The organism is Rhodopirellula maiorica SM1 (genome assembly GCF_000346295.1).
Taxonomy (GTDB): Bacteria; Planctomycetota; Planctomycetia; order Pirellulales; family Pirellulaceae; genus Novipirellula; species Novipirellula maiorica.
Genome location: NZ_ANOG01000619.1, coordinates 1 through 11,985, shown reverse-complemented (window position 1 = coordinate 11,985; position 11,985 = coordinate 1). Strand labels below are relative to the sequence as shown.

Annotated in this window: 11 protein-coding genes; 3 read left to right on the top strand and 8 right to left on the bottom strand. The window is 56.1% G+C overall.

Going from position 1 to position 11,985, the window contains the following annotated elements:
- Positions 1 to 597 precede the first annotated feature (597 nt).
- The 3 genes from RMSM_RS19910 to RMSM_RS19900 are packed head-to-tail and all read left to right on the top strand — an operon-like array spanning position 598 to position 5,401.
- Complete coding sequence (locus RMSM_RS19910; RefSeq protein ID WP_144057796.1) at positions 598 to 2,064, top strand: MotA/TolQ/ExbB proton channel family protein; 1,467 nt, start codon at positions 598 to 600, stop codon at positions 2,062 to 2,064.
- On the top strand, positions 2,061 to 4,358 hold the full coding sequence (locus RMSM_RS19905; protein WP_008700196.1) for a hypothetical protein: 2,298 nt from the start codon (positions 2,061 to 2,063) through the stop codon (positions 4,356 to 4,358). Before RMSM_RS19910 ends, RMSM_RS19905 begins: the two co-directional genes overlap by 4 nt.
- Positions 4,355 to 5,401, top strand: coding sequence for a hypothetical protein (locus RMSM_RS19900; RefSeq protein ID WP_008700194.1), 1,047 nt, complete (start codon positions 4,355 to 4,357; stop codon positions 5,399 to 5,401). Before RMSM_RS19905 ends, RMSM_RS19900 begins: the two co-directional genes overlap by 4 nt.
- Before the next feature lie 29 nt (positions 5,402 to 5,430).
- On the opposite strand, the gene prmC is transcribed toward RMSM_RS19900, so the two are convergent.
- From prmC to RMSM_RS19860, 8 genes are all read right to left on the bottom strand, one after another.
- Entirely contained in the window at positions 5,431 to 6,318 is an 888-nt protein-coding gene (gene prmC / locus RMSM_RS19895) for a peptide chain release factor N(5)-glutamine methyltransferase (RefSeq protein ID WP_008700192.1), read from the bottom strand.
- 64 nt (positions 6,319 to 6,382) lie between these two features.
- Positions 6,383 to 7,462 carry a peptide chain release factor 1 gene (gene prfA / locus RMSM_RS19890; RefSeq protein ID WP_008700190.1) on the bottom strand — a complete coding sequence of 360 codons (1,080 nt, stop codon included), beginning with the start codon at positions 7,460 to 7,462 and terminating at the stop codon, positions 6,383 to 6,385.
- A gap of 139 nt (positions 7,463 to 7,601) precedes the next feature.
- The gene (rpmE, locus tag RMSM_RS19885; protein WP_008700185.1) at positions 7,602 to 7,850 is read right to left on the bottom strand and encodes a 50S ribosomal protein L31; all 249 of its coding nucleotides are present in this window, start codon (positions 7,848 to 7,850) and stop codon (positions 7,602 to 7,604) included.
- Between the two features lie 348 nt (positions 7,851 to 8,198).
- Positions 8,199 to 8,663: a DUF420 domain-containing protein gene (locus RMSM_RS19880; protein WP_008700182.1), complete on the bottom strand. Its 465-nt coding sequence runs from the start codon at positions 8,661 to 8,663 to the stop codon at positions 8,199 to 8,201.
- Between the two features lie 3 nt (positions 8,664 to 8,666).
- The gene (locus RMSM_RS19875; protein WP_040768360.1) at positions 8,667 to 9,350 is read right to left on the bottom strand and encodes an SCO family protein; all 684 of its coding nucleotides are present in this window, start codon (positions 9,348 to 9,350) and stop codon (positions 8,667 to 8,669) included.
- 68 nt (positions 9,351 to 9,418) lie between these two features.
- On the bottom strand, positions 9,419 to 10,267 hold the full coding sequence (locus RMSM_RS19870; RefSeq protein ID WP_236622226.1) for an ABC transporter permease: 849 nt from the start codon (positions 10,265 to 10,267) through the stop codon (positions 9,419 to 9,421).
- A gap of 41 nt (positions 10,268 to 10,308) precedes the next feature.
- Entirely contained in the window at positions 10,309 to 11,295 is a 987-nt protein-coding gene (locus RMSM_RS19865) for an ABC transporter ATP-binding protein (RefSeq protein WP_008700178.1), read from the bottom strand.
- A gap of 8 nt (positions 11,296 to 11,303) precedes the next feature.
- Positions 11,304 to 11,985, bottom strand: a 682-nt coding sequence (locus RMSM_RS19860) for a protoheme IX farnesyltransferase (protein ID WP_040768355.1), incomplete at its 5' end; no start/stop codon positions are given.

Below are 11,985 nucleotides of genomic sequence, written 5' to 3'. Positions count from 1 at the left end.
TTCGCAGAGGCAGTTTTGCTTGCAAACGCGGTAAAAATTGGCTTCGCGAGAGGATCGAGGCAGTTTTAGGGCGGTTTGGCATCTTCCTCGCCTGGTGTTTTGATGATGGTTTCATTGCTTCGGGGCAACCACGGTTTCGGGGCAGTCGCGATCGGGTGACTGCCGCAGTTTTGGAAAGCCGTATTTTGAGAAAGCGGTGGGGCGGTTGCGGCCCGCGATCATCCTAGTGCTTTGAAGCGGCAGATTGTAGTCCGACCGCTGCGCTGCCGCCCTGAGCCCAATGCCATCTGCTTTGGTAGCGGCACGGCGCGAGCCGTCCTGTTGAGGCAAGTAAAACGTTCGGTTTAGATCGGGCGGGCCCCGCGCCGCACCGCTACAAATGCCACCCGTTTAGTGCAAAAGTAGCTGACTTTGGCCTCGAACCGATGGCAGTTGGCAATTTCTATCGATTGGGTGAAGTGGCATGGTCGAAACGGTCGATCCTTTTGTAATGAGTACCGCATCTGTGCGCGCACTCGTGTCGTCGAGCTTTCCGAAGCTCGACGATTTCGCAGAATCGCTACTGGCAAGTTGAACTCAACCATCGAGGCTCGAGTCGTGAACCGCAAGCAAAACGACGCATCTCAGCATGCACCTAAACCGGTGTCCACTAACGGTATGTCCTGGGGGATGCTCGGAATCGTGTTCTCTGGACTGCTGTACGCCGGCGTCTATGGCAGTGGCTGGGCACCGCTGGAACGTTATTTTCTCGGTCACCCGGTCGCCGTGGCTGCCACGGTGTTGTTTTGTATTGCCGCTGCGGTGTTGCTTGGTAAATTTTGCCAAACCACCGTCCAGTGGAATACGTTGTCGGCGATCCGCGACGAAGACCTCTTGCCCGCCGGCCCTGCGAGCACGTTGGCTGAGCGTTGGCGGAAAAAACATGATGCCGGACACGTCGCCAGCCATTGGTTGAATCAGCTGCGTGAATTGCCCGCTCGCACACGATCCAGTTTGATGCTGCGGCGACTCGAAGAATTGCTGACGCGTCAAAGCCAACGTGGCAGTACCAAGAATCTTTCGGATGATTTGCGTGAACTTTCCGGTCGTGATGCCGATGCCGCGTACGATTCATTTGGCTTGGTGCGAATCATTGTCTGGGCAATTCCGATGTTGGGATTTTTGGGCACGGTCATCGGGATCACTCAAACGCTCGGCGGGCTCGATTTTTCGGATGGGACCGCTGCGGTGGATCGACTCAAAAGCGGTTTGTATGTCGCGTTTGACACGACCGCATTAGGTTTGGTGTTATCGGTTGTTGCTATCTTTTTGCAGTTTCCAATCGAACGCAGCGAACAACGATTGTTGTCGGCGATCGATGCTCGGGTTGGACATTTGGTCTCGGATTCGCTGCCAAGTGACGAGGCGGCGGACGACCAGATTGCGATGATTACCGATCTGTGCGAAGGCATTCGGATCGCCATTGCGACCTCGATCGAGTGCCAATCTAATCTTTGGCGGCAAACGATTGACGAGGCCAAGGATCATTGGAAAAGCGTCCACGAGAGCGATTCCAACAAGATCGCCGAAGCGTTTGACAACACGCTACGTCCGGCACTAAAGGAACACGCCGCCGTATTGGACGATTCGGCGCGTTTGGCCAGCGATCGCTGGGAACAGCAATGGCAAATGTGGTTAGACGCGACGTCGCACCAAACCAAGTTGATGTCGGTTCACCAGGACTCACTACAAAACCAATACGAATCGCTCGCCGAACTGAACGAGCGGGCTGCGGCAGTGGCATCGATGCAAAAATCGATTGACGCTAGTTTGCATCAATTGAGTGAAACCAACGCCGCGATCGATCGCAGCATCCAAGCCTCGGCGGGCGACGGGATGGCCGACGCGATGCGAGTCCTTGCTCGCGCCGTCGACGTATTGACCACGCGGTTGCCAGCACCCCCAAATGGATCATCCGGTGAAACGTCGCCCGATGCCAACCCCAGCGTCGAGCAACGAATTGATCAGGCTCATCGTGAAGGGAAACCAATTCGTGACTCGCATAAAGTAAGGCGTGCAGCATGAGTGGGCGAGGTCGCCAACAACTTTCGCCGACCTTGTTCCCCTTTCTCGCCGTTCTTGTTTGCACCCTTGGGACGTTGATTCTGTTTTTGGCTCTGGTCGCTCAAGATTCAACGCAAAAAGTAAAGCGGCAAGTCGAGGAAGAGGCCAGGAACCAGGCGAACGTGGCACAAGCGGAAGCGGAATCGCCGGTCGACAGTGGGTTAACCGCTGCGGCGGTCGACGCGATGATTGCCGAAGAAGAGTTTCGCGTGTCGCAACTGGTTGCGTTTCGTGATGCTCAGGCTGCGGACGTCGAGCAGCGGCGTGACCAATTGACTCATCTCGAGGATCATTTGCGTCGTATTCAGGACGAATTGAAACGGCTCAGTGACGAAGTCAAACGGGCAACCGGCGAAGAAACGGCCGATCCGATTGACGAGGCTAGCGTTGCGGAGCTGCGCGAACGATTGCAAGCCGAAGAGAAATCTTTGGTTGAACTAAAAGAACGAGTTCAAACCCAATCACCGCGTATTGTCATCGTTCCGCACAAAGGACCTAACGGGACCGATCGTCGCCCCATTTATTTGGAGTGTACTGAGCAAGGACTTGTGATTTGGCCGGAGGGATCGCTGGTTCCGATGAAAGGCCTGCGTGATTCGCAAACAGGATCCAATCCGCTGGACGAGGCGCTGCGTGTCGCTCGCCATCATGTGATGCAAAACTATGGTGACACCGTCCCGCCCTACCCTTTGTTGGTTGTGCGTCCGGATGGCTACGCGTCCTACCACCTGTCGCGGATGGCGCTGGGGGATTGGGATGATCAATTCGGCGTGGAGCTAATTCCCGACGAAGTCGAGCTAGCGATTCCCAACGCGGATTCCAACTTGAAGAACCGGATGGATGAGGCGATTCAATCTGCGATCGCTCGGCAACGTAGCGTGGCAACACGCGAAGCGATTGCGTTTGGAGAAAAGCGAACCGGGAAACCTCGTCCGCTTTCGGCAAAAGATCTTGATATGCAAGCTCAATCAAATGGGTATGAATCGGTACGGGGTGTTCCGACAAGCGGGTGGGACCTGAGCAAGGGAACCCCGTATAACGTCAACCAATCGGGGCAAAGCCAGCGACGCGGGTCGACCACGACCAACGTCCCGAGCGAGCCCAATCAATCCGCAGCGATCAGTCCACGCGAACTCGCGCAACTTGAAAACGAGATGCGGCGAAGTGCGGCTGAAATGCGTGATTCCGCTGGCGGTGGTGGCGACGGCGCCGCAGCGATGTTGTTGGGTAACCCCAACGGCAATGACGCAGGAATCAATGACGCGTCAAGCATGGCGTCGTCCGGTTCGCGATCGTCGTTGCTGGGGAATCCCGCGACCGCCGGTGCCAACGCGGGTGGATTGGGAAGCGATGGTTCTGCATCGAGCGATCCCCCTAGTTTACTGGCCTCACCCGGTGGCGACGCACGGATGAGTGGCCTGTTGAATCAAACGCACGGACGCCCGGAATCAGGTAGCGGTGCGGCGTCCAATACGGCAGGGATGACATTGACACAGCCCTCCGGTGCAAGTGGGGCGTCGTCCGCGGCAGGCGGCTTGACTCAATCCGATGCCGATCTGAGTGCAGGCAATCCAGGTGCGGGTGATTCGGGGGCGAGCAAATCGGTACGTTCCTCCGGGGCCGAATCGGGGTTGACGATGCCAAGCTATGCCGCGATGGGACCACGTGATACCGCCTCAGGCGACACCGCGTCGGGGACGACTGCCTTTGGCAGTGACGCCGAGACGACGGGCGCAACCGGCGGGACCTCGGGTTCGCAGGCGGCGGGACAATCGTCGGCATCGGGATCGTCTCAAGCCGGGGCGTCCAGTGGCAGCGGCGGAGCGGGCGGTTCATCGCAACCACCGCCGGAAGGTCAAATGGCTGGCAGTGCCCCGCCACAGAATCCTAACCTGGTGAAACCGAACAAACGCGACTGGGCGTTGCCCGATTCGGTGGCACAATCCCGTGGCAATTCGATCGTGCGAACCATCCGCGTCGTTTGTGATAAGGGCCAATTTGTGCTGCTCGGATCGGCGATGAGCGGTGGCACCGAGGTATTTGGATTTACGGATAAACCGGTCTCCACGGCGACGCTTGAATTGGCAACCGCTGTTCGTGATCGCATCGATCAATGGGGGCCGTCGTTACCCGGTGGACGTTGGTCACCGGTGCTTGACGTCGAAGTCATGCCGGGTGGAGAAGCTCGCTTCGAGCAGCTTCGCGAATTGATGCAAGGTAGTGGCGTCGAAGTCGTTGGGAAGGTGGCACAATGAGTGGATCCAAGCGAAACCGAACGACCTTTGAACTTGGGCATGATGCTTTTTTAGACATCATCGCTAATCTGGTCGGCGTCTTGATCATCTTGGTGGTGGTGCTGGGCACGCAATCCTCTCAAGTGATTGAAGAAATCAAAGAGCAATCAAATCTTGAAAACGAGCTCGTCCAGGTTGACGCACCAGCCAGCGAGCATCAGCTGGAAACCTTGGCAAGCTACTCGATGAGAGCCGCTTCGGCACAATCCGACTCGGATCGTCTCGAAGCTACCGTAAAGCGTTTCGATCATGAAATCGAAACTCGCCAACAGCAACGCGACGCAATGCTTGATTTGTTGACCGAAGCCAAGGCGGCTTGGGAAGCCGAGAAGGTCAAATTCGACAAGGAGGCAACTCAGCTTGCGAGTTGGAACCGCGAATACGATGAAATGATCAAGCGGATGAACGAGTTGCAAGGCGAACGCGAGCGAATCGAAGGGCAAGAAGCACCGGTCGTCGCCGTTCAGCATTTGCCGACGCCGATGGCCAAGAAAGCATTCGGTGATGAAGTCTATTTCCGGCTCAAAGGCAATCTGTTGTCGGTCGTTCCGCAAGTCGCACTCTTCAAATCGGTGCGTGACGCCTGCGTTCCGGATTTGCGAACATCGCGAACCGGGTTAATCAAATCGGCGGTCGGTCCGATTCGCGGTTACGTTTGTCGCTTTGTGATGAACAAAGAACAGGAGATGATTCGCATCAATGGACAAGCAGGGATTCGCGCGACGATTGAACCGGTGCGATTAAGTATCGAGGCGCTCGAAGAACCGATTGGCCAACCGCTGGACGAAATGATGCGTGAGGGCAGCGATTTGCATGTCGAGCTTGCCGGTCGCAATCCCGCCACCACGACGGTGGTCGTGTATGTTTATCCCGACAGCTTTGCAGAATTTCGCCGGCTAAAAGAGTATTTCTACTCGCGCGGCTTTGCCACCGATGGCAAGCCGATGCAAATGGATAGCGGCATCACGTTTGCCGAGGGCATGCCGGGCACGATCGCACAGTAGAGTCTTGGCGACTTTCGCTACGGGGTTGTCTATACCCGTGCCAGCGAGACGATTCGCCGCTGACCGCTGAGATCTTTGATGAAGCGGAGATCGCCGAGGGTAGGTGTTCCTTCGACCAATTCTTCGCAGAGTTCGGCGATCATCGGGCTGATTTCAATAATCAATCGGCCGCCGACTTCGAGTCGCTCAGGTGCGGTTTCGAGCAACCGTTTGATAACGTCCATTCCATCGATCCCGGCAACCAGTGCTTCGCGAGGTTCGTGATCGCGGACCGTCGGATCGAGTTGCTCGTATTCGGACTCGCTGACGTACGGTGGGTTGCTGCAGATGATGTCAAACGTGGCCGGTTCGGCGACCGATTCAAACAGATCGCTGTGTACTAGGCGAACCGAGTCGGTGACTTTGAGATGTTCCGCATTCCAGGTTGCGATTTTCAACGCGGCCTCGCTGAGATCGATCGCAGTGATCTCGGCGTTGTTGATGTTTTTGGCTAACGTGATCGCAATCGCACCGCTGCCGGTACCGACATCGGCAATGCGTATCGGCCGGTCGCTGATGTTCATCGCCTTGGCAACATCGAGTGCTTCGATGACCAGATGTTCGGTTTCCGGGCGTGGGATCAACACGTTTTCATCGACGCGGAAACGGAGTGAATAGAATTCGCGATAGCCAACCAATTGTGCCACCGGAGTCCCTTCGCCACGCCGGCGAATCATTTCACGAAACGCCACACGTTGCTCTTCGCTCGGAACTTCGCTGAACGCTGTATACAGTTCGATGCGAGCACAATCGCGGGCATGAGCGAGTAAGACTTCGGCATCAAGCCGCGGTGATTCGCTGCCTCGACTTTTGAAAAAGTTGGTGGTCCACTCCAACAGTCGTAGCACCGTCCACGGTTCTTCCTTGGTGTCCGACATGGGGTTTCCTTTTCGAAGGGCGATTCAACGCAGCGTGAGAAGCAAGAACGAAACGACGCTGCGATTAGTCAATCATATCGCCGCGAAGTTGATCGCGATCGTATTCGATCATCGCTTCGGTAACAGGGCTTAAGTCCCCTGCAATGATTTGATCGAGTTTGTAGATCGTCAAGTTGATGCGGTGATCGGTTAAGCGGTTTTGAGGGTAGTTGTAGGTGCGGATACGCTGGCTGCGATCTCCGGATCCAATCAGCCCTTTGCGTTTTTCGGCAAGCTTCGCGTCTTCCTCTTCGCGTTTCTTTTCGTAGACACGCGCCTTGAGAACTCGCAACGCGCGGGCCAGGTTTTTGTGTTGGCTCTTCTCATCTTGGCATTGCACGACGATGCCGGTTTCATGGTGCGTCAAGCGAATAGCCGATTCGGTCTTGTTGACGTGCTGGCCGCCGGGACCGGACGCACAAAATTTGTCGACTCGGTAGTCATCGGGCTTGATGTTGATTTCGACGTCTTCGGGTTCCGGCATGACCGCGACCGTGGCTGCGGAGGTGTGGATTCGTCCTTGCGTCTCGGTTTCTGGAACACGTTGGACGCGATGACCACCCGATTCGTAGGCCAAATCGCGATAAACGTTTTCGCCTTCCAGCGTCAGCGTGATGTCTTTGAACCCGCCCATTTCGGTGGCGCTATGGTCCATGATCTCGGTCTTCCAACCCTTCGATTCCGCATAGTGGCGGTACATTTCGAACAGGTCGCGAGCGAACAACGCGGCTTCATCGCCACCGGTACCGGCGCGGATTTCCATCACACATCGAGTCCGGTGCGAGTCCTCGCCCCCGACCGTTAACGACAGCAGGTCTTCCCACAGTTCCTCGCGGCGTTTGCGAAGCCCTTCCATCTCGGCTTCGGCCATTTCCCGTTCTTCGGGATCGTCGGCGGCCTCGGCCATCTCTTCGCAACCGCGGATTTCGTCGGTCAGCTTTTTGAATTCGCGATACTTTCCTGCCACCTTGGCCAGCCCGCCATGTTCGCGTGCCGCCGCACTCATGCGTGCGCCGTCGGCAAGCACATCAGGGTCGGACATATCGAGTTCGAGCTGTTTAAACCGAGACAGCTTTTCTTCGAGGGTGTCGCGGATCGTACTCATGGGGAGTCATTCAGGAACGAGGCGGAAAGCAGGGAAATACCAAAGGGAAAAACGGTCCATCACACGTATCATAAAAAACAGCCGCACGCGTCCCAACAAAGGACGGTGCGGCTGGATGTCGTGTTCAGTCGTGGAAAAGCTATTTTTTGGCTTTCTTCGCTGGCTTTTTCGCGGCCAAGCTGCCATAGGTTCCCGCAGCAAATTTCTTTTGGAACTTGTCGATACGGCCTGCGGTGTCAACAAATTTCAGCTTTCCGGTATAGAAAGGATGACATTCGCTGCAAATGTCGATCTTCAATTCCGGTCGCACGCTGCGAGTCGTAAAGGTGTTGCCACAACCGCAGGATACGGTTGTTTCTTGGTATTTAGGGTGAATGCCGTCTTTCATGGCAGTTTTCTCTCGTCGTGTGGGGTTGAGCGCACTGGCTTGGTACAGTATCGCGAGCGGGAATCCTACGCTATCGGCCCCGCTTTGTTCAAGGGGCTTTGTAGACCAGCAACCCTCGTTTTGCCCCGCAATACCGGTTTTGTCCGGGATTGCGGTTTGTACTGGGCCCATTCGCACTGGACCCAAGCGGATGGCCGGATTTCACTGCGTGATTCCTGCCTACCCGCTCATTATAGCGAAGTCGATGTCATATCCACCCACAAGCTGCTGCGGTTTCATCCATGATCGGCACGCCAACCGTCTTGATGCAGCAAAATCGCGAAGTCAATCCTTCAAACCTGCAAACCGTCAGACCGCGTAAATCTGGTACAGCATCAGATAAACCAGAACGCCGGTGACCGAGACGTACATCCAGATCGGATAAGCAAATCGTACTAGTTTCTTGTGAGCGACGATCCGCCCTTTCATCGCCAGATAGACCGCTCGCAACGCCAAAAATGGGACGGCGATGGCCAAGATCAGGTGAGTGCCCAGGATGCTGAAATAGGTATACCGTGCTGCGTCCGAGGCAATCGACGAGTCCGTTGGAAAACGTTTGTTCGGTTCGCCCGTTGTTTGATATAGCGCCGCTTTGTGCAGCAGGTACAGTGCCAGGAAGACTCCGCTAACGCACAGCGCCGCCAACATCATCTTTTTGTGAGCTCGCGGATTGCCTTGGCGAATTCGAATTAGGCCAAGTGCTAGCAAAACGGTCGCCGTTGCGTTCAGTGTTGCTGTTGCGTGAGGCAGATTGTCTGCCAGAAATTGCCACATCGCTCAGGATGCCTTTTGCTCGGAGGATGAAATCATGGCTTGGATTTTCTCTTTCAGTTTTTTGAACTGAGCTTTTTCGGGCCAATTGTAGAAGCCTTCGATCTCACCCTCGGGATCGACCAGCACAAAACGCTCGGTGTGGAATTGTTTGTCGACAGGCATGCGGAACACCTCGGATCCGACGCGACGAATGTAACCGAGATCGCCGGTCATGAATAACCACTGGTCGCTGTCGGCGCCAAAACGGGCCGCATATTCACGCAGGATTTCCGGGGTGTCGGTTTCGGGATCGACCGAGATTGCAACAAAGCGAACGCCTTGGCCTTCGAATTCGTCCTGCAATTCCTTCAGCTTCTGGTTCTGGGTGACACAGATGCTGGGACAGGTACTGAAGAAGAAGCTGACGACATAGGGTTGGCCTTTCAAGTCGTCGCTTGCGATTTTCTTGCCACTCCGCTCGGTCAGTTCGAATTTGCTAAGCCAAGCTTCGTCCTCGGGAGGATGGCTTGGCATCACGTTTTCGACGTTGCTCGGGTCGACCGCATCGACGTCGACACCGGCATCGGTAAAGACTTCTTCGCCGGGACCCGGGCCGTCGGCACGCTCGGATTTTCGGATTTGACGCATGCCCAGTCCGAGTACAAGTCCCGTGATCAGGATCAGGATGATATGGATGGTTGTTCGCATGATCGATTTCTTCAAAACGAGTCGCGGATTTGTTTTTAGGTGGGACGTCGCAATCGATTGTGATTGCTTTAAACAATCACGTCCACTTTGCGGCTGCCGCGTACGAGTCGCCATGCAATCAGAGTGACCACGATGGTGGCAATGATCGTGACGCTCCAGCAGGTTACGCTGGAGGGGGCGAAGCCGGCATTGCTAAAATCGACTTCGGGGTAAATCAACCGCCGCATTTCCAACATCGAATAGCTGAGCGGATTGATTCGCATCATGCCGCCAAGGATCATTTGGCCAATCGTGGAATCGTTCCAAGCGGGGATTGGGAAAAACGATCCACTGAGTAACCACATCGGCATCAAACCGAGCATCATGATCGCGTGGAAGCCTTGGGTGCTGTCCATTGGCCATGCCACGATCATTCCGAGCGAGCACATGCCAATGGCGACTAGTGCCAACAGTGGCATCAGCAGCAAGAGACTACTGCTGATCGATGCGGTACCAAACAGGTAGACCAGCATCAGAAAGAACATCGCTTGGACCCAAGCAATCGCACTGCCGCCGATGACTTTGCCCAGCAACACGGGCCATCGTCCCACCGGTGACACCAAAACCGATTGCATGAACCCTTCGCGACGATCTTCGATCACCGAAATCGTGGCAAAGATGGCGGTAAACAACACGATCAACCCGACCGTGCCTGGCAGAAAGAACTCCATGAAGTTCTGGTCCCCCGCCACGGTGAACGCGCCACGCAGTCCGGTGCCAAACAGCATCCAGAACAACAGCGGCTGGACGATCGCCGCTGACACGCGGTTGCGTTGGCGAAAAAATCGCGTCCATTCGCGTCGGGCCAGCATCCACGCTGCCGACATGCCCGCACGCACCGAGGTCGGGTTGGGGGGGCCGACGGAATCGGAACTCAAGGAAGGGGATGTCGTGATGGCACTCATAGAGGTCTGTGTGATTACTGAAACTGGTGACCGGTTTTGGCGATGAAAACGTCTTCCAAGCTAGGACGGCCGATCGAGATCGATTCGGCTAATTCGCCAAGTTGTTCGGAGATCAAAGGGACGAGTTGTGCGGGGGTATCGCTTTGCAACCGCAATTGGTTGCCGATTGATTGCGATTCCAAGTTTAGATTCTTGCTCAGCAAACTCGCCACAGCCTTGGGTTCGCTCGTTTCGATCGTGATCACGCCATCGCCCAGGTCGCGGCGAAGCTGGTACGGTGCTCCTTCGACGATCTTCTGGCCCGCGTGCATGATCGCGACACGATCGGCCTTGTCCGCTTCTTCCAACAAGTGCGTCGTCATCAGCACCGAGGTGCCCTGGTCGCTCATCGTGCGAATCGCTTTCCACAAATCCAAACGTGCGCCAGGATCCAGACCGGTGCTCGGTTCATCCAGTAGCAACAATCGTGGTTGATGCAACATGCCTTTGACGAGTTCGACACGCCGCTTCAGACCACCGGAAAGGGTTTCGCAGTAATCGCGGCGGCGATCGGTCAGATTCAATTGCTCGAGCAAGGCGTCGCGGCGAACATTCAATTCGCGGCCGGTGATTCCGTACAAAGCGCCCTGGCAGGCGATGTTTTCATCGACCGTTAGTTTGTTGTCCAAGCTGGGTGACTGAAACACAATTCCAATTTGACGGCGTACCGCCAACGGATTGGTGCGGCTGTCGATGCCGCCGATGCGGATCGTTCCATGTTGGATTGGCAGCAGCGTGCACAGCAACCGAAACAGCGTTGTTTTGCCGCTGCCGTTTGGCCCCAAAAGCGCAAAGATTTCACCAGCGTGGGTGGTCAGGTCGATGCCTTGAAGTGCCCAAGTGGTCTCGCCCGACTTGGTGTCATAGGCATGGCGAACTCCGGTTGCCACGCAGATTGCCGTTGGTTTCGCTTCACTCGACGGAGCAGGTTTCTCCGTCGGCAGGATCGTCGATTGATTCACGCTTTGTCTCACAACACCGTTCGTACGGTCACAATGGCCAACACCGCAGGCAACACCAACAACGAGGATCGCAACAGTTTGCGAGCCATCACGTCGTCCGGTGTCGCTGCGAAGCGAATCGATGCCCGCAACATCGGGTAGCATGCCAAAATCGCAGCGACCGAGGCGATGAGGATGCCAGCAATCGAGCCACCGGGAATCGCACACAACGCGACGCTGCAGCCCAAGATCGCAATCGACCCGGCGATGCTTTGGGCCGCGGCCGACCGGCCGCTCGGGTCGACTGTCGTGGACATGCAGAAACCGGCTTCGGCGTATTGGCGGCGGTACAACCAAGCGATTGCCATAAAATGCGGGTATTGCCAAGCCGCTAAAACCGCGACCAACAACCAACCGGTCCAATCACCGATCGCGCCGCCCGCAGCGGTATAGCCCATCAACACGGGCAAGGCACCGGCAACCGCACCGACGGTGGTGTTCCAAGCGGTACGAGTTTTCATCGGGGTGTAAATCAGCACGTACAGCAACCAAGTCGCAACGCCTGCGGATGCGGGGGCATAGCCGAATTGCCAAAACAGAATCGCCGTGCCAACGACGACCAATGCTGCGGTGTAAAGGATCGCCGGGACCAACTTGATCCGCTCGGCTGGCAAGGGCCGCGATGCCGTTCGCGTCATGTTGCAATCGATG